Annotated in this window: 16 protein-coding genes, 1 tRNA gene and 1 pseudogene; 9 read left to right on the top strand and 9 right to left on the bottom strand. The window is 66.0% G+C overall.

Annotated features, from left to right (window positions below):
• Positions 1–63: 63 nt before the first annotated feature.
• Together EIK80_RS22840 and EIK80_RS22835 are read right to left on the bottom strand one after the other, a co-directional pair.
• The gene (locus EIK80_RS22840) at positions 64–417 is read right to left on the bottom strand and encodes a proteophosphoglycan 5 (RefSeq protein WP_125159312.1); all 354 of its coding nucleotides are present in this window, start codon (positions 415–417) and stop codon (positions 64–66) included.
• Positions 418–609: 192 nt separating this feature from the next.
• Positions 610–1,113 carry an RcnB family protein gene (locus EIK80_RS22835; protein WP_125159311.1) on the bottom strand — a complete coding sequence of 168 codons (504 nt, stop codon included), beginning with the start codon at positions 1,111–1,113 and terminating at the stop codon, positions 610–612.
• 197 nt (positions 1,114–1,310) lie between these two features.
• Between EIK80_RS22835 and EIK80_RS22830 the strand changes: the two genes are divergently transcribed.
• Complete coding sequence (locus tag EIK80_RS22830) at positions 1,311–2,036, top strand: glutathione S-transferase N-terminal domain-containing protein (protein WP_125159310.1); 726 nt, start codon at positions 1,311–1,313, stop codon at positions 2,034–2,036.
• Between the two features lie 172 nt (positions 2,037–2,208).
• Positions 2,209–2,487 carry a sel1 repeat family protein gene (locus tag EIK80_RS22825; RefSeq protein WP_125159309.1) on the top strand — a complete coding sequence of 93 codons (279 nt, stop codon included), beginning with the start codon at positions 2,209–2,211 and terminating at the stop codon, positions 2,485–2,487.
• Between the two features lie 51 nt (positions 2,488–2,538).
• On the opposite strand, the gene EIK80_RS22820 is transcribed toward EIK80_RS22825, so the two are convergent.
• Positions 2,539–3,285: a polysaccharide biosynthesis/export family protein gene (locus EIK80_RS22820; protein WP_125159308.1), complete on the bottom strand. Its 747-nt coding sequence runs from the start codon at positions 3,283–3,285 to the stop codon at positions 2,539–2,541.
• 85 nt (positions 3,286–3,370) lie between these two features.
• On the opposite strand from EIK80_RS22820, the pseudogene EIK80_RS22815 reads away from it, so the two are divergent.
• The 3 genes and pseudogenes from EIK80_RS22815 (at position 3,371) to EIK80_RS22805 (ending at position 6,917) form a co-directional block, all read left to right on the top strand.
• A pseudogene (locus EIK80_RS22815) lies at positions 3,371–4,908 on the top strand (Wzz/FepE/Etk N-terminal domain-containing protein).
• Positions 4,909–4,950: 42 nt separating this feature from the next.
• Complete coding sequence (locus EIK80_RS22810) at positions 4,951–5,652, top strand: sugar kinase (RefSeq protein ID WP_125159306.1); 702 nt, start codon at positions 4,951–4,953, stop codon at positions 5,650–5,652.
• Positions 5,653–5,738: 86 nt separating this feature from the next.
• Positions 5,739–6,917, top strand: a complete 1,179-nt coding sequence (locus EIK80_RS22805) for an O-antigen ligase (RefSeq protein WP_233586922.1) — start codon at positions 5,739–5,741, stop codon at positions 6,915–6,917.
• Positions 6,918–6,968: 51 nt separating this feature from the next.
• On the opposite strand, the gene EIK80_RS22800 is transcribed toward EIK80_RS22805, so the two are convergent.
• From EIK80_RS22800 to EIK80_RS22785, 4 genes are read right to left on the bottom strand one after another with little or no spacing between them, the layout of a single operon-like run.
• Positions 6,969–7,742 (bottom strand): polysaccharide deacetylase family protein, encoded by a 774-nt coding sequence (locus EIK80_RS22800; RefSeq protein ID WP_125159304.1) that lies wholly within the window; start codon positions 7,740–7,742, stop codon positions 6,969–6,971.
• The gene (locus EIK80_RS22795; RefSeq protein WP_125159303.1) at positions 7,742–8,671 is read right to left on the bottom strand and encodes a glycosyltransferase family A protein; all 930 of its coding nucleotides are present in this window, start codon (positions 8,669–8,671) and stop codon (positions 7,742–7,744) included. Before EIK80_RS22795 ends, EIK80_RS22800 begins: the two co-directional genes overlap by 1 nt.
• On the bottom strand, positions 8,668–10,107 hold the full coding sequence (locus EIK80_RS22790; protein WP_125159302.1) for a lipopolysaccharide biosynthesis protein: 1,440 nt from the start codon (positions 10,105–10,107) through the stop codon (positions 8,668–8,670). The genes EIK80_RS22795 and EIK80_RS22790 overlap by 4 nt, the downstream gene beginning before the upstream one ends.
• A gap of 10 nt (positions 10,108–10,117) precedes the next feature.
• The gene (locus EIK80_RS22785; RefSeq protein WP_305038173.1) at positions 10,118–11,632 is read right to left on the bottom strand and encodes an exopolysaccharide biosynthesis polyprenyl glycosylphosphotransferase; all 1,515 of its coding nucleotides are present in this window, start codon (positions 11,630–11,632) and stop codon (positions 10,118–10,120) included.
• Positions 11,633–11,764: 132 nt separating this feature from the next.
• On the opposite strand from EIK80_RS22785, the gene EIK80_RS22780 reads away from it, so the two are divergent.
• The 4 genes from EIK80_RS22780 (at position 11,765) to EIK80_RS26175 (ending at position 15,095) form a co-directional block, all read left to right on the top strand.
• Positions 11,765–11,855: transfer RNA gene (locus EIK80_RS22780), tRNA-Ser, on the top strand.
• 194 nt (positions 11,856–12,049) lie between these two features.
• The gene (locus EIK80_RS22775) at positions 12,050–13,318 is read left to right on the top strand and encodes a site-specific integrase (protein ID WP_125159300.1); all 1,269 of its coding nucleotides are present in this window, start codon (positions 12,050–12,052) and stop codon (positions 13,316–13,318) included.
• A 333-nt stretch (positions 13,319–13,651) separates the two neighbouring features.
• The gene (locus tag EIK80_RS22770) at positions 13,652–14,815 is read left to right on the top strand and encodes a hypothetical protein (protein ID WP_125159299.1); all 1,164 of its coding nucleotides are present in this window, start codon (positions 13,652–13,654) and stop codon (positions 14,813–14,815) included.
• A 112-nt stretch (positions 14,816–14,927) separates the two neighbouring features.
• Positions 14,928–15,095, top strand: a complete 168-nt coding sequence (locus EIK80_RS26175; protein ID WP_158624749.1) for a hypothetical protein — start codon at positions 14,928–14,930, stop codon at positions 15,093–15,095.
• 361 nt (positions 15,096–15,456) lie between these two features.
• Here EIK80_RS26175 and EIK80_RS22760 read toward each other — a convergent pair whose 3' ends face one another.
• Both EIK80_RS22760 and EIK80_RS22755 read right to left on the bottom strand, forming a co-directional pair.
• Positions 15,457–15,708, bottom strand: a complete 252-nt coding sequence (locus EIK80_RS22760) for a hypothetical protein (protein ID WP_125159297.1) — start codon at positions 15,706–15,708, stop codon at positions 15,457–15,459.
• Positions 15,709–15,968: 260 nt separating this feature from the next.
• Complete coding sequence (locus tag EIK80_RS22755; protein ID WP_233586919.1) at positions 15,969–16,175, bottom strand: DUF2778 domain-containing protein; 207 nt, start codon at positions 16,173–16,175, stop codon at positions 15,969–15,971.
• Positions 16,176–16,318 lie beyond the last annotated feature (143 nt).

The raw sequence follows: 16,318 nt of genomic DNA, 5'->3' as shown, positions 1-16,318 counted from the left end.
CCGGAAACGACGAGGGCCCGCGGTGGAAGCCGCGGGCCCTTCTTCATTGATGCGAACTTTAAATTACCGCGGCTGGGCCGGGGTCGGCTCTTCGGCCGTCTTCTTGTGTTTCTTGACCTTCTTGGCGGCCGTCTCGTCGGCGGCCGGCGCGGTCTTTTCGTCGGTCATGGCCGGCGCCGTGGTCGAGGTCGGCGCGCCGGCGGAGTCGGCCGGGGTCGCGGTCTCGGAGGCGGGCGGCGCCGATTGCTCGGTCGTGGGGGCGGCCATCGACGGGTCGGTGGTCGGCGCCGGGGTGGTGACGCCGGGCTGGGGATTGGCCGGCGAGGTCTGGGGCAGGGTCGATTGAGCCAGGGCGGAGCCGGCATAGGCGGCCGCGGCGAGGGTCAGGGCGGCGGCGGTGATGCGCAGGGTCTTCATGGGGTGGGACCGTGTTGCTGCAGCGTCGTTGTGTGACGCGGAGCCTACGCTGGCCGGGTAATGCGGTCGAAATGACTTCGCAATCGGGCGTTTGGGCCGCATACGCGGCGAGGTTGAGGCGCGTGTGACCGCAAAACGGCGCCCCAGGCAAAGCCTAGGACGCCGCTTCGACGCTGCGGATGCAGTTCAGATCTAGTGGTTGGCGATGACGTCGAAGATCAGACCAGTCGCGATGGCGGCCAGCACGTAGTCATTGCCCGTGCGATACCAATAGTAGCCCCGGGGCGGCGGGCGCAGGCTATAGCGATAGTAATCGTTCACCACGTACCCGCGGCCACGATAGTAGCTCGGGAGGTAGGCGCCGCGACGCCAGGACGTATAGCCGGGGCGGAAGCCCGGACGACCGTAATAGGCGGGCGGGGGCGGGCCGTAAGACCAGCGGTTGTTGTAATAGTAGCCGTTGTGGCGGCCGCGATCCCAGCGGTCATGGCGCCCGTAATCGCCGCGGCCGTAGTCGCCTCTGCCATAGTCGCGTCCATAGTCGCGACGGTCATGGTCCCGGCCGCGATCCCAGTCCCGACCACGGTCGTGGTGTTCCCAGCGTCCGCGATCCTGAGCGGCGGCCTCTGTGGCGCTTAGGGCCAGCGGGCCCGCCACGGCGGCCGCGGCGGCGATGGTGAGCAGCAGACGTTTCATCTCGTCTTCTCCTGGTGGTCGGGCGGCGCCTCCGAGACGTCGCCTAGAAACTTCCCTCGACCTTGAAACGCAGACTGACGCCGTTCGGCTGAACCCAGCCTGAACGGCGAGGTCAGGCTTTTCGATAGCCAGGTCTTGGCGGGAAGGGCGTCGGCGACCATCTTCGGTGGCGGCAAAGATCAAGGGAGGGAAGGCCAATGAGTCGTCCGATCGAACTGCACTATTGGCCCACGCCCAACGGCTGGAAGGTCTCCATCGCCCTGGAGGAGATGGGGCTGCCCTACGAGATGATTCCGGTGAACATCGGGACCGGCGAGCAGTTCAAGCCCGAATTCCTGGCCATCAGCCCCAACAACCGCATGCCGGCCATCGTCGACCCCGACGGTCCCGACGGCCAGCCGATCTCGGTCTTCGAGTCCGGCGCCATCCTGCAGTACCTGGCCCGCAAGAGCGGAAAGTTCTACGGCGAGACCGAGCGAGATCGCGTCGACATCGACCAGTGGGTGATGTGGCAGATGGGCGGCCTGGGTCCCATGGCTGGCCAGACCCACCATTTCCGCCAGTACGCGCCGTCGCTCATCGCCGACCAGCGCCAGATCGCCTACGGCGTCATCCGCTACACCAACGAGACCCACCGCCTGTACGGCGTGCTCAACAAGCGGCTGGAAGGGCGTGATTTCATCTGCGGCCAATTGTCCATCGCCGACTTCATGAGCTGGCCGTGGGTTGTTCCGTGGAAAAACCAGGGCATCATTCTGGATGAGTTCCCCAATTTGAGGAGCTGGTTCGAGCGCGTCGGCGCGCGCGAAGCGGTCCAGAAGGGGTTCAAGTTGGGCGCGGAATTGCGGGCCGGAGGGCTGCAGGCGTCGGGAAAAGCGGCGGAAGAGGCCCGAAAGGTGCTTTTCGGGCAGCGCGCGCGTTAACGCGCCGTAGACTCGTGTTTACGGTCAGTAATCACTTTAAACAACTAGTATACTTTGCGCGTCGTTCATGATGTTCGCGTGTTTAACTATATGTTCAGTGGCGCTGGACTTTTCTTCTCTCAGGCTCTGATCCGTCAGAACGGCGGGGCGAGCCTGAGAGAGGAGACACGCCATGATGATGATGCAAGAACCGCCAGCCGCCGTGGCCATGCTGCCGCTGCCGACCGCCGAATCCACCGGCGACGAACTGTTCCGCATGGGCCTGCTGTACTCGACCGGTCAGGGCGGCGCGCCGCTGGACTACGTGTCGGCCCACATGCTGTTCAATCTGGCCGCCATGCGCGGTTCGGTCGAAGCCAAGGTCTACCGCAAGGAGCTGTCGCAAGAGATGGCCAGCGACGAAGTCGCCGAAGCCCAGCGTCAGGCCCGCGAATGGCTCGTCCACGGCTGAACCCGGTCATCCGGGTTCGGACTCTGCCCGCCGGTCCTGTTGGGGACCGGCTCAGTTGCCGTTGACGTTGCCGTTGATCGCGTAGCTGAAGCTGATGGGCAGCAGGTCGCGGAAGTACTGCTGCATGAACAGGCCCGCTTCCGAAACGCCGCTGCGCGGCACGTAGACGACGTCGAAACGCCGCAGGGGCACCAGATCCGCGCCGCCCGAGCGCGTCAGGCCCGCCAGCAGGTCCGCCGTCCGCATCATCGCCCGCCCGTCGGGGCCGCGACGAATGATCACCACCTGATTGCGCTTGGCGCCGTTGGTGAAACCGCCGGCCTGGATGATGGCCCGCAGGGCGTCGCTGTCGCCCGCCATGTCGAACACGCCAGCGTTCTTGACCTCGCCGCCGACGAAAACCTTGAGCGGCGTCGCCGTCTTCACCGAAACCTGGACCTGCGGCCGCAGCAGCGTGCTGGCATAGGCCTGGCTGATCGAGCCCTCCAACTCGTCGATTGTGCGATCGGCGGCCATCACGGGGGCGACCAGCGGCAAGGCGATGCGCCCGTCCGGCTGCACGATCAACGACTTGTTGAGCTCGGGCGCCGACGGCACCGCCACCTCGACCTCGTCGCCCGGATAGAACCGGTACGACGGCTCGCTCTCGCTCCAATCGGCGTAACCGATATTAGAGAAGTTCGCGGTAGGTCTGGGCCCCGGCGTGATCGGCTCGGCGTCGATGTGCCCGCAGGCGGAAATCCCGCCGGCCATTAGGACCACGGCCATGACCGTCTTGAGATGCGTGCGGCTCTGCATGCGACAAGTCTTAACAGGAATGGGTAACGAACCCTTAAGGCTGGCCGCCCCAGGGTGCGACGCAGATTGAACCGCCCGGATTCGGATGTCGACGAGCCCTTGGATCAGCGTACCGCACGACCAGCCGCCTCGCATGGCGGCCGGGGTCGTCGGCGCGCGCGCCAAATACGCCCCGGCCGACTTCGTCACCCTGCTGTGGCGCGAGCGCTTCCTGATGCTGGTGGTCTTCGTGGTGATCGTGGCGCTGGGGTTCGGCTTCGCCCTCACGCTGAAGAAGAACTACACCGCGCAATCCAGCCTGTTCGTCCGCCTGGGCCAGGAATATGTCTATGAACCCCGCGCCGGCGACGCCGGCCGCGGCGCGGTGCCCAACACCGACGAGGTCATCCAGTCCGAAGCCGAGATCCTGGGCAGCGGCGAGCTGCGCGAGCGGGTGATCCGCAAGATCGGCTTCACCCGGATCTTTCCGAAGTACGCGGCCAAGTACGCCGCCGCCACGCCCGAGGGGAAGCGCAAGCTGATCGCCGAAGGCCGCGACTCGATCGGCAAGAGCCTGAAGATCGAGACCGCGCCCGACAATTCGATCATCCGTCTGGCCTATCAGAACAACGATCCGGAAATGGCCGAGAAGGTGCTGAACACCTTGCTCGAGGAGTATCTGATCTATCGCCGCAGCCTGCTGATCGGCGGCGACAACAATGTGCTGCAGCGCCAGCGCGACATCTTCGCGCGGAAGCTTTCCGACGCCGACACGGCCTATCAATCGTTCCTGACCACCAACGACATCGGCGACTTCACCGCCCAGAAGACCACGCTGACCCAGCTTCAGGCCCAGGTCGAGCAGCAGAAGTACTCGGTCGACGCTCAGCTGCAGGACCGCATGGGCCGTCTGGCCGCCGTCGAGGCCGAACTGGCGCGCACCTCGCCCGAGACGGTGCTGTATCGCGACACCGACATGTCGGCCGCGATCAAGCTGGCCCAGCTGAAGCTGGACCGCGAGGGCCTGCTGGCCCGCTACACGGCCGGCGCCCAACCCGTGCAGGACATCAACGCCCAGATCGCCCAGCTGGAGGCCGGTCTCGCCGCCGGTCGCACCAATGGCGAGGGCGCGCGGCGCAGCGGTCCCAACCCGATCTGGCAGACCCTGGCCACCACCCGCAATGATCTGAGGGCCGAGGTCGCGGCCCTGCAGCAGTCGCAGGCCGCCTACGCCCAGCAGGTGACCGACGTGAACTCGCGCCTGCTACGCCTGGCCCAGCTGGAGCCGCAGTTCAACGAACTGTCGCGCGACCGCGACGTCCTGTCCTCGAACGTCCGCGATTTCACGGTCAAGGAACAGCAGGATGAGGCCCAGCGGCAGATGTCAGCCGAGAGCAGCGACAATATCCGCATCGTCCAGCGCGCCGTCGCGCCGTCGACCGGCAAGAGCCTGAAAAAGCCGGTCCTTGTGCTGGCCATCCTGTTCGCGGGCTTCACCGCCCTGTGCGCAGGCCTGGTCCGCATGTTCCTGCGTCCCGGGCTGCAGACGCCGGCCTCGGCGTCGCGCACCCTGGGCATGCCGGTCCTGGCCACGGCCGGTCTCAAGCGGTGAGTGCTTTCGTCGCCTTTCGCCGACAGGGTTAATGTCGCACCTTGCGGTCTTCTGAGTGCGCGGCGATTCGGTAGATGGTGGATTTGAACGTCGAGATGACGGAGCTGTGGGGGGCGCTTGGCGCGCCGCCTGTCGGCCGTCCGCACGTCATCCAGTTCATCGCCGCGCGACGGGGGGAGGGGACCTCGACGGTAGCCCGTGAATTCGCCCGTTTCACGTCGCGTCGCGCCGGCCGCAAGACCTGGCTGATCGACCTCGACCTCAACAGCCCCAGCCAGTTCCGCGAGATCTCCGCCGATCCGAACCGCTTCGGCCCGCTGGGCCCGCCTGTGGCGGCCTCGCCCGACGGCTCGACCTTCTTCACCGTCCAGCCGCCGGCGCCCCGCGCCGAGGGCGGGGTCTGGCCGGACTCCAAGTTCCTGACCGGTCACAGCGTCGGCGGTCCGCGCCTGTGGATCACCCGTTTCAACCGCGAGGCCCTGCGCGGCCGCCAGCAGGCCCACGTCATTCCGTCGGCGGACTATTGGCGGGCGCTGCGCAAGCACGCCGAGATCATAGTCGTCGACAGCCCGTCCCTGGACCGCTCGCAGTCCGGCCCGACCATCGCCCAGCACATGGACCAGACGGTGATGGTGGTCTCGGCCGACCAGCCGGACGTGCGCCAGCCGGCCATGCTGCGCGACGCCCTGACCGCCGCGGGCGGCAGATGCGCGGGCATGTTCTTCAACAAGGTCTCGGTCGAACCGCCCGCCTTCCTGAAGGCGATCCTGCCGTGACAAGCCTTGCTCCGGACGCGGCGTGGGGCCGGCCGGACACCCGGGCGCTGGCGCCGTCGGCGCTGACCATCGCCATCGCCGTGGTCATGTTGCTGATCTACACCGGCGGCTGGCAGCTGCCGCTGTTCGGCGAGAAGACCGACGAGTCCAGTTCGGGCCTGCTGCGCGTGGCCTTCCTGCCCGCCTACGGACTGGCCTTCCTGCTGGTCCTGGCCCGGCCGTGGACCATGGTGCGGGTCACGATCCGCCAGCCGTTCCTGATCATCCTGATGGGCGTGGTGGCGGCCTCGATCTTCTGGTCGATCCAGCCCGACGTCTCCATCCGCCGCGGCTTCGCCGTAGGCTGCACGACGGTCTCGGGCCTGGCCCTGGCGGCTCGCTTTCGCTGGGCGGAGCTGGCCCGGGTGTTCGCGACCACCTTCTGTGTGCTGATCATCGCCTCCTACATCGCCTGTATCGCCTTCCCCTCGATCGGCATCATGACCGAACTCTTCCCGGGCGCCTGGCGCGGCCTGTGGCTGGAGAAGAACTCGCTGGGCGGCATGATGGCCCTGGGCTGCTGCATCCTCTGCGGCGCGGCCCTGCTGGATCCCCAGCGCAAGGGCGTCTGGCTGACCTTCGCGGCGCTGGCGGTGGGGCTGGTGATCATGTCGCAGTCCAAGACCTCGCTGGCCTCGCTGATGCTGGGCCTGATGGCCTTGGCCTTCGTCTGGATCTGCCAGCGCGGTCCGGCCCTCGCCGCCGCCGCGACCTGGGCAGGGGTGACCGGTTTCCTGCTGCTGGCGGCGTTCATCGTGTTCGCCTCGGACGTGTTCTTCGGCATCCTGGGCAAGGACGCCACCCTGACCGGCCGGACCCAGATCTGGACCGCCGCCTTCCGCCAGATCGAGCAGAGGCCGTGGCTGGGCTACGGCTACGCGGCCGTGTGGAGCGACAAGTCGGGCTGGGGGCCGCTGGCCTGGATCGTCCACGACGCCAAGTTCACCCCCCAGCACGCCCATAATTCGTGGATCGAGCAGCTGATCGGCATGGGCGTGGTCGGGCTCGTCGCCTGGGGTTTCTTCTATCTGCAGACCATGACGCTGGCGATCATCGCGGTGTTCCGCAATCGCGGAGCGATGCTGGCTTTTCCGTTCCTGGTGGTCTTCACCCTGGTCAGCCTGACCGAGAGCATCGCGGTCGTTTACAACGACTTCCGCTGGGCCGTGTTCGTGGCCCTGGCCGCCAAGCTGGCCTTCTCCGACAAGGCGCAGGACGAGGCGTAGAGCCTTCCGGACAAGTGCAAAGCGGTTATCGGATGAGAGGGCTCTTCAAGATCAGAGCCCGATCCGCGTGGCGCCCTCCGCGACCGTCACGACATCGAAACCGTCCGCCACCGCGCGATCGATCAACCGCTCCAATGCGCCCGTCGTGCAGCCCCATTGCGAGGGTTCCGGCGCGACGTCGTGCGTGTAGAGGATCAGCCAGGCCCTGCGAGCCCTGGCCTTGTCCAGCCAGGCGTTGGCGACGCTCTCGCCATCCTCGCCCTCGATACCGACGGCCGGCGCCTGGTTGAGATCAGCCCCGTCGGCGATCAGGCCGTGGTGCAGGGCGCGCAGGGTCTTGAAACGTCCCGCGAGGGCGGTCTTGGCCGGCGCGCCGACGTCGCCATAGGGATAGGCGAAGCTGACCGGCTCGCCCGCGCCCCAGGCCGCCAGGCTCTCGGCGTTCCGCTCGACATCGGCGATCGTCGTCGCTCCGGACGACTGGCCGCAGTCCAGGTGCGAGAAGGTGTGGCAGGCGATCTCGTGCCCGGCGTCGCGCAGTCGGCGCGCATCGGCGCCCGTGGCGAAGCGGCCCATCGGGCCATCGCGCCCGGCCAGGCCGGCGGCGAAATAGTAGGTGCCGCGCAGGCCGCGCGTCTCCAGCGCCTTGGCGCCAGCCTCGCAGGCCGTGGCGGGGGCGTCGTCGAAGCTGAACGACACCATCGGCCGCTCCAGCGCCACCTTGGCCGGACGGCGGTAGGCCAGACGGATCAGCCGGCGGCGCAGCTTGCCCTTCAGGGTCCGGTCGGGCTCGTAGGCGTCGACCTTCTCGAATTCGACCTGCATCAGACGGCCTCTATGTAGAGCGACGCGCGGTACAGCCGCATGGCGAACGCGCGAAGGGAGACGGGGACGGCCTCGGCCAGGGCGATGCGCTTCAGCATCGGTCGCCAGACGCCGCGCAGCGGGAAGGGCTTCAGCGCCTTGGCGACCTTGTAGCTGGGATAGGCGCTGACGATGTCGCGGTGGCTGGCGACCACGCGGGCGAAGTTGGCGGCCGACTGCTCGTACTTGGCGGCCATGGTCGGCGCGGCGTCCAGGCCCAGGTGCGTGGCGCTATTGTCGATGTGCAGGATCGGATGCTGGCGCACCACCCGCATCGCCCACTCGACATCCTCCCAGCCCCAGCCGGCGAAGCCCTCGTCGAAGCCGATGGTCTCGAACACGTCGCGGCGGACCAGCAGGTTGGAGGTGAAGACGTGCTTCTCGGGCTCCCTGGCGCGCTCGGGGGCGGGCGTGCAGTCGCTCTTCAGCGCCATGGCCCGGTGCAGGGCGGTCTCGGGGCGCTGGGGAGTCTGGTCGAGGGTGAAGCCGCCGAACGCCACGGGAGCGTTGGTCTCGGCCACCGCCGCCCAGCGACTGAGGAAGTCCGGGGTGTCGGGCAGCATGTCGCTGTCGAGGAACAGGAAGTGGCCTCCGCGGGCATGGCTGGCCAGCCGGTTGCGGCCCTTGGCGCGGCCCTCGTTGCTGGACAGGCGCACGAAGCGGGCGGGGACGCGCAGGGCCTGGATCCGGCGAGCGATGCGTTCGGCGAGCATGTCGTCGCTCCCGCCATCGTCCAGCACCACGATCTCGGCCGAGGCGCTGGGATCGTCCAGGGCCTTGAGCAAGGCGCCAGGGTCGTCGCGGAAGGTCGGGATCAGCACCGACAGCCGCGGCCGGGCGCTGGCCCAGGCGGCGTTCTCGATACGAAGTTCAGTGATGGGGACGGTCATAGGGCGGGGGCCCTCCGACGAAGAAGACCAGAAAGCTTGCCGCGCAAGCCGCCGACATCGAGGCTCAGCACGATCGCGCCATAGACGGTCGCGCCGACGCCGGCCTTCAGGGCCAGCTCCAGCGCGCCGCCCGGCGAGGGCAACAGGCGCACGACCAGGGCCATGGCGACGCACGCGGCGCCGGCCTTGGCCAGCACTTCCCACGGGATCGGCAGCCGGCACGCGCGGCGGCCCAGGGCCCAGGCGGCGACGGCGCCGACGCCGTAGCTGAGCGTCGTGGCCCATAGCGCGCCGTCCAGGCCCAGGCGCGGGATCAGCGCCAGGTTGAAAATGACATTGACGATGGCCGGCGCGCTCATGCTGACGATCAGCAGCGGCGTGCGGCGCGCCAGGGTGAAAGCCTGCAGCAGATAGTAGGTCGTCACGCCCGACAGCCAGCCGCTGGCGGCGATCCAGGGCGTCACATGGCTGGCGCCGACCCGCAAATCCTCGCCGATCATCAGCTCGGCCAGGGGGCGGGCGACCAGCGCCAGGCCGACGGCGGCGGGCAGGGTCAACAGGGTCATGAAGCTGGCCTGTTCGTGGGCGGCTTCGGTGAGGGCCGACTGGCCGCCGCGTTCGAGCGCCGAGATCAGGGCGGGGGCGCCAGCCATGCCCAGCCAGATGAAGACGACGTCCAGGGTGCGGCTGCCCAGCGAATAGCCGGCGTGGTAGACGCCGACCGTGGCCTCGTCGAGGAACGCGCCCAGCAACAGCCGGTCGGTGCTGGCCAGCACCAGGGCCAGGATCAGCGACAGCGACACCGGCAAGCCATAGGCCGCGTAGGCGCGCGCCAGGGCGCGATCGAACTTTCCGCCGGCCAGGCGCTTCAGTTCGGCCGGCAGGACCAGGACCACGCAAAGGGCCGAGATCGCGCCGACGCCCAGGATCGGCGCCGCGCCGCCCAGGCCGGCGAAGGCCAGGGCGAGGCCCAGGACAAAGCCGCCGGCGTTCTGGATGATGGTCAGCAGGGCCGCGCCGGAGACCTCGCCCGCCGCCCGCCGGCGCTCAAGGGCCAGCTTCGTCAGGCTGTTGACCAGAGTGGAGGCCAGGGCGGCGATCACCGCCACCTTCAGCGGCCCATGCAGCGGCGACATCGCCACGGCGACGCAGGCCAGGGGCACGAGAACCGCCGCGCCGATCCACAGGCGATAGAGGGTGGCGAAGTGGTCGGCCAGCCGCCCGTCTTCGCCGCGCGCCGCCAGGAAGCGAGCCATGGCGGCCTCGGTCCAGGTCAGGAGAACGGTCTGGGTCAGGCTGCCGACCGAGAAGGCCAGGGCGTAGACGCCGTACTGGGTCGGATCCAGCACGCGCGTGAACAGGACGATGGTGAGCAGGCCCACCACGCCCTGCACCACATTGACCGGAAGGTAGCCAAGAACCCCGCGCCAGAACATCGCCGGCCGCCTAGCGCACCGCCGACCGGTCCCCCAGCAGGCAGGGGATGGTCATGACGATGACGTAGAGGTCCAGCCAGAACGACTGGCGCTCGATATATTCGACGTCCAGGGCGACACGCTGCCGGACGCTCTCGGGCGTGTCGACCGGACCGCGGGAGCCTTTGATCGCCGCCCAGCCGGTCAGGCCGGGCTTCATGCGGTGGCGGTGGGCGTATTCGGCGACCAGCTTGGCGGACTCGACGCCGCCGGTCTTCATGCCGATGGCGTGGGGGCGGGGGCCGACGATCGACATCTCGCCGGTCAGCACGTTGAACAGCTGCGGCAGCTCGTCGAGGCTGGTCTTGCGGATGAACTTGCCGACCCTGGTGACGCGGTCGTCATTGGCGCTGATCTGCCGCGCGGCCTGGGCGTCGGCCATCTCGTGGCGCATCGAGCGGAACTTCCAGACCAGGATCGCCTCGTTGTTGAAGCCGTGGCGGCGCTGGCGGAAGAAGATCGGGCCGGGGCTGTCCAGCTTCACGGCCAGGGCGACGATCAGCATGACCGGACCGGCGACCAGCAGGCCCGCGCTCGCCACGACCAGGTCCTGGGCGCGCTTGATCCACGCCCGGCGCGCGCTGGGCGCGGCGCCCGACAGTTCATTCTCGCCGCCCGCGACGATGCGGGCCAGGGCGGCGTCGTCCTCGGCCGGACCGCCGACGTCGATGAAGAGGTTCACCGGATTGGGCAGCACGCCCAGCTTCTCGACCAGCTGGCGCACCCGGCCCTGGGCCGTCGACTGCACGGCGATCACCACGCGGTCGACATAGGGCATGATGCGATGGTCGAGCAGGGCGGTGGTGTCGCCCAGCACCGGCACGCCCATGATGTTCTCGGGCGCGCGGTCCAGGCGGTCGTCGAACACGCCCAGGACATTGGCTTCGCCCGTGCGCAGGGCCGCCTCGATCAGGCGCTGGGCGTTGGCCGTGGCGCCGACCACGATGATGTTGGGCGTCAGGCGGCCCAGCTGGCGACCGCGGGCGATGATCGTCCACCAGGCGACATGCAGGACCGCGAGGCCGACGGTGGCGGCCAGCAGTATCCAGACAACCGACGCCTCGGCCCGACCGGACGGCAGCAGCGCGACGGCGGCGGCCAGCAGGCCCGCGCCCAGCGCCAGGCCGACTTGGGCCATGTGCCGCGACAGATCCTGCTTGCGCGGGAAGGCGTAGGCGCCGAGCATCCGCAGCGCGACCAGCACGGCCAGGGCCCACAGGCCGGCGACCAGCGGATGGCCCGCGACGGTCAGCCCCAGCGTGACGCTGGCGGCGACCAGAGTGTCGATGATGCGGAAGGCGCGCGCCAGCGGCCGCGCCTCCAGCCGCGCCCGCGAGGGGATCAGCTGGCCCGGTCGGAACGGCCCGCGCCGCCCCCGACCCGCATCGCCGCCCGAGCCGCCCGAAACACGCGACCCGATCTCCGCCCCGCCGACGAAGGCGACAGCGGATTCGACGTTCGAGGCGGGGGAGGGGATTGGACGCATGACGCTCGTCGCTGGAAAAACCATGTTCAACCTAGCGAGGCCGTCTGAGCGCCGCGTTAACAGGCGAATTTTCCGCACAAGCGCCGTTGTCATCCCGAAGCGAACAGGCTATCGAACCGCTCCCTCTCAGGAGGAGACGTGGCCGAGAGGCTGAAGGCACCGCTTTGCTAAAGCGGCATACCTCAAAAGGGTATCGAGGGTTCGAATCCCTCCGTCTCCGCCAAACCTCCCCTTCATCGTCATCCGATCGCGTCCAGGCCAGTCCAGGATTGCGCCTAAAATCGCTTATATTCAAGCGTTTAAGGTGCCTTTTCGTGTTGTTCGAGTCCGAGTGCGTCCATCCGCATCCGCTCCTGTGACTTTGCAGACCGTATAAAGAACCGTATAAAGAACCGTATAAACGACTGAGGTGCGGTCATGCCTCGCTTTGTTCAGCGATTGAATGTCATGACGCTCAAGCGACTCGTTGAGCCAGGGCTTTATCCGGATGGCGGCGGCCTCCACCTCCAGGTCACCGGCGCGGGCGGGCGATCTTGGGTGTTTCGCTATTGGGTGTCGGGCCGCGAAAGGCGCATGGGCTTAGGGCCGCTGCATATGGTTTCGCTCGCCGAGGCCCGGGACGCGGCAGAGCGTGCGCGCCACCTACGGTTTCAAGGTGTCGATCCGCTCGAGGCAAGGCGTGGAATGCAGGCCGGAAACCTTCCCGAGTCCCATTCGCCGGCGCCGTCGATCCCCGAGGCTGTGCAGCTCGTTCGTGAGCGGGCGGTGACTGCTCTCACTTTTGCGGCGGCGGTAGACGCGTACATCGAAGGGAACCGAGCCGCCTGGCGAAATGAAAAGCACGCCAAGCAGTGGACCAGCACGCTAACCACCTACGCCTTTCCGTACATGGGGGCTCTAGCTCTCAATGAAATCGAGACAAAGCAGGTGCTAGCGGCTCTACAGCCGATCTGGGTTGAAAAATCCGAAACTGCCAGTCGGGTTCGCGGGCGCATAGAGGCCGTCCTCGACTGGGCGACAGTTCAGGGGCATCGGTCGGGCGAGAATCCCGCGCGCTGGAAGGGGCATCTCGAGATGATCCTGCCGGCGAAGTCGAAGGTTGCTCCGGTCACGCATCACTCAGCCCTGCCTTTTGCAGAGATGCCAGCGTTCATGAAGCGGCTTGCAGGCGTGAACGGTGTCGCGGCGCGCGCGCTGGAATTCACTATCCTGACCGCAGCGCGCACAGGGGAGGTCATCGGCGCGGAATGGAGCGAGATAGACCTGAAGCCTGGATTGTGGACCATCCCGGCAGGGCGGATGAAGGGGAAAAAGGAGCACCGTGTTCCGCTTTCATCGCGGGCGGTTGCCATACTCGACGACGCTAAGAAGCGTGCCCTCGACCGAGGAATGGAGGCTCTTTCTGGGCCAGTTTTTCCAGGCATGAGGGAGGGGCAGGGGTTGAGCAATATGAGCTTACTAAAGGTGCTCAAGACTTTGAACCGGCGTGACCTGACAACCCACGGCTTCCGGAGCACGTTCCGTGATTGGGCCGCTGAGACGACAGATTATTCAGGTGAGGTTGTAGAAATGGCCTTGGCGCACACCATCGCCAATCGTGTTGAGGCGGCTTATCGGCGCGGCGATTTGCTTGAGAAGCGTAGAGAGTTGATGGATGCTTGGGCAGCCGCCTGCATCCCACGGTGAAGCGGAGCGCGCGAGAAGCCGCGCAAAAGTGACCCTGTCTAGATTTTTTCTGTGCCCAACGTCATTCGTTCGAATCGTCTCTGGCGCACCTACGCTAATCTGCGAAATTGTATCCGGCAGTGCGCTAAGGCCGCCGCGCCTACGCCGCTGAGCAGGCGCGACGCGTATCTGCAAGGGACGACGTGCGCCGACGGTGCCGAGCTCGCTGCCGGTCGACTCCAGTAGACGGCGGCGACGATAGGCCTGCGGATCGTCTCACACAGATGCGCCGCTCTTCCGAATAGGACGCCATGAGTGTTATCTTCACAAAGGGCGTTTACGGGGCAAGTGGTCATGGGATTGCGCAACACTATTGCCAGTGGCGGCCTTCGCGCCTGGCGTTTGTTGATCGCTCAATTTCCACTACTCAAACAACACCCGCTTGCTATTGTATTGGCTGCTGTCGTTGGCTTGGCGGGGATTGTCGTCAATGCGTTCGTAGAAAAGGTCGTTCAAGGCGCACCGCCGCCAGCTCCCGCTGCATCTCCTTCTGCTTCGATCAAGGCTCCGTCACAGAATATACCGCCGAGTGCTTTGCAAGGTCAGAGAGGCAAGGAGGCAGAGCCGACTATTGAGTATTTATACACTGGGGAAGAAGCTTATCCGTTTGACCCAGGAGATAGCGGCATAGTGAGACTACCGGTATCGCGAGAACGCCCGTTAAACGTAGTCGATATTCATCTGATAAATTCAGCCAGCGATCTCGTCGAACCAGAGCGGCTCGTAGCAGGCGTTCGGGCGACGGGGGTAATCAGGAGGTCGGATTTCGTCAGTTCGATCAATATTTCGGACTGTATTATTCCACCTGAAAAAACAGCCCTTCCAGCCGTCGCCGAGTCACTCCTGTCCAGTCTAGGCGGCTCAAAAAGTAGAGCTCGCGAAGCGATCAATAAAGCGCAAAGCCATTCCTTTGTAAGATCCCCTGAATTTCAGGGTGGCAACGTTGATGACGAGGCTTACTATATTCTTCGCCAATTCGAACTTTTTGGCATTCGGGAAACATCGGAAAATTTTACATCTCTCCGAGAAATACTTAAAATTACGTCACCAGAGCCCAGGAACATACCGCAGTTTTTTGGGCCAGATCCTAAGCTTGAACTCGTCCTCTTTAATGGGGAAAGCGAGCCTAAGCTCTTGACCGGGCTTCGCATTAACATGCTCGCCAGCGAACCGCCGCCCGAAATAGCCGGGGGAGGTGGAGCCGGCGATTTTTCATTTGCTCTTCCCGTCTCAGCCAAAGTCGTGTTGGATCCGGCAAAGGCCAAAGGAGTGGTGCGCTTTTCAGACCCTATTATTATCCAGCCAAAGAGTTTTTTGAGGATTTCTGTTCTAGTTAAAGCGGGAGATCCGGAGCTGACAGCCTATTGGTTAGGTTATATTCAAATGTTATCCGGGAATGAGGAGATTGGCCGCACGAACGCCATCTGCTGGGTTAACCGCCTTCATCAGCCTGGATGATATTACAGGGCGTGACCTGCTTGGGAAAAGGGCTGACAGCTTAGGCCCGCTTTCTGGCCGCTGCTGGTCCCTGGTTGTCATCGGACGTCGAGGCTTTCGCGCCGCTTCCCTGATGGCCCCGAACCCGCCAGACCCGCACGTCAAAAAGAAGACGGCCTTCCCGGCGGTCATCATCGCCGTTGCGGTGATCATCGTGGCGCTCACGATCGTCTTCGCCCATAAGCCCGGCGCCGGAATGGGCGGCTCGCTCAGCAGCGGGCCCGCGCAAAGTCAGCGCTAACCGAACAAGTTCCCCAAGCGCGAGACCCGACAAGTTTGCGACAACCCGCTGTCATCACAGCCAAATGACCTCGACCGCGGCGGAATCCTCCGGCGTCGCATGCCACATGGGCGCGTAGTTTCGTCCCCCGAAGATCACCCACTCGCGCCGCGAAACGGTTGGCTCGCGAGCGAAGTGTCCAACTTCGGCCGTGGTGACGATCGGCATATCGGGCGGCAGCTTTCGCAATTCGGCGATGAGTTGGGACGCTGTCATCATGCGGGTAAAATAGCGAAGTGGCCCCGCCGGTTCATACTGGCGGGGCCCTTTTTTGTGCGCTCAAAGCCCGCAGGCGAACGGTTCAGTCGTCAGATGTGTCTCGTCAGGTGCCGCCTGGCGGTGCGGCGGGCTCGGCGGGCGGCGCGACCTCCGAGGGGACCGGATCGCAGATGATGCGGAAGGAACCGGTCACGCCCGCGCCTAGGGCGCCGCTGTACTCGCGATGACAGCCTTCGAGGTTGGTCAGAACCTTCTCGCCGACACCGCCGGGTTGGAGGGCGGCGTCCAGGCTCGAACAGGCAGATAGCGACAGGCACGCGAGCGCGACGCCCGCCAAGAAGATGGCGCGCTTCATGATGAGGCTCCATGTGGGAAAGCCGGAACGAACCCTCCGGCGGGGTGTTCTTCAACTGATCGCTGTCCGTCCCCCCTGACTTAGCGATCACCAAGCCCTGGCTCTCCGCAGAGCCGGGGCTTTTCATTTCCGCATGTCGGGAACCGGACACGACCTTTGCGCTTTTAGCCGGCGACCTAGCTTAGCTGTGGGGCTGACTCGAAGGAGTCCTGAAGCCTGGTCAGGCCCCCGGCGCCGGAGAGCGTCGGGGGCTTAGAGCTTCAAGCGACGACGGTGAGGTCGCGGTCCCCCGACTTCCAGATCAGCTCGCGGACCGCGCGAGGTAGGATGATGCAGCCGTTCGAGGCGGAGCCCGGGGCGCGAACGCTGTCGCCGTGCACTCTAAACGCGCCCCGGCCCGTCCGCTGGTCAACGTCATCGCCGGGCTTGGCGTCTACCGCGTCGAGCTTCAGGGCGTAGGGACCCACTCGTGCGCTTGTTGTAGGGGGCTCCAATCTCCCAGCGCCCGGCCGGGATTGGCCCGACGCCCACGACGCCCTCCAGCGCCAGGTTGTTCTTGCCCCGCACTGTTCCAAGCGCAGCCTGCGTAGACGGCCGAGCATCCATTTTG

The sequence above is a fragment of the Caulobacter sp. 602-1 genome (assembly GCF_003931565.1).
Classification (GTDB): domain Bacteria; phylum Pseudomonadota; class Alphaproteobacteria; order Caulobacterales; family Caulobacteraceae; genus Caulobacter.
The sequence above is the reverse complement of the archived record's forward strand: the minus strand, read 5'-3'. Positions and strand labels throughout refer to the sequence as shown.

What these genes read in the sequence shown, in the direction of transcription:
- EIK80_RS22840 (WP_125159312.1), bottom strand. Translation starts at nt 417, where the DNA reads ATGAAGACCCTGCGCATCACCGCCGCCGCCCTGACCCTCGCCGCGGCC.
- EIK80_RS22835 (WP_125159311.1), bottom strand. Translation starts at nt 1,113, where the DNA reads ATGAAACGTCTGCTGCTCACCATCGCCGCCGCGGCCGCCGTGGCGGGC.
- EIK80_RS22830 (WP_125159310.1), top strand. Translation starts at nt 1,311, where the DNA reads ATGAGTCGTCCGATCGAACTGCACTATTGGCCCACGCCCAACGGCTGG.
- EIK80_RS22825 (WP_125159309.1), top strand. Translation starts at nt 2,209, where the DNA reads ATGATGATGATGCAAGAACCGCCAGCCGCCGTGGCCATGCTGCCGCTG.
- EIK80_RS22820 (WP_125159308.1), bottom strand. Translation starts at nt 3,285, where the DNA reads ATGCAGAGCCGCACGCATCTCAAGACGGTCATGGCCGTGGTCCTAATG.
- EIK80_RS22810 (WP_125159306.1), top strand. Translation starts at nt 4,951, where the DNA reads ATGGTGGATTTGAACGTCGAGATGACGGAGCTGTGGGGGGCGCTTGGC.
- EIK80_RS22805 (WP_233586922.1), top strand. Translation starts at nt 5,739, where the DNA reads ATGTTGCTGATCTACACCGGCGGCTGGCAGCTGCCGCTGTTCGGCGAG.
- EIK80_RS22800 (WP_125159304.1), bottom strand. Translation starts at nt 7,742, where the DNA reads ATGCAGGTCGAATTCGAGAAGGTCGACGCCTACGAGCCCGACCGGACC.
- EIK80_RS22795 (WP_125159303.1), bottom strand. Translation starts at nt 8,671, where the DNA reads ATGACCGTCCCCATCACTGAACTTCGTATCGAGAACGCCGCCTGGGCC.
- EIK80_RS22790 (WP_125159302.1), bottom strand. Translation starts at nt 10,107, where the DNA reads ATGTTCTGGCGCGGGGTTCTTGGCTACCTTCCGGTCAATGTGGTGCAG.
- EIK80_RS22785 (WP_305038173.1), bottom strand. Translation starts at nt 11,632, where the DNA reads ATGCGTCCAATCCCCTCCCCCGCCTCGAACGTCGAATCCGCTGTCGCC.
- EIK80_RS22775 (WP_125159300.1), top strand. Translation starts at nt 12,050, where the DNA reads ATGCCTCGCTTTGTTCAGCGATTGAATGTCATGACGCTCAAGCGACTC.
- EIK80_RS22770 (WP_125159299.1), top strand. Translation starts at nt 13,652, where the DNA reads ATGGGATTGCGCAACACTATTGCCAGTGGCGGCCTTCGCGCCTGGCGT.
- EIK80_RS26175 (WP_158624749.1), top strand. Translation starts at nt 14,928, where the DNA reads ATGGCCCCGAACCCGCCAGACCCGCACGTCAAAAAGAAGACGGCCTTC.
- EIK80_RS22760 (WP_125159297.1), bottom strand. Translation starts at nt 15,708, where the DNA reads ATGAAGCGCGCCATCTTCTTGGCGGGCGTCGCGCTCGCGTGCCTGTCG.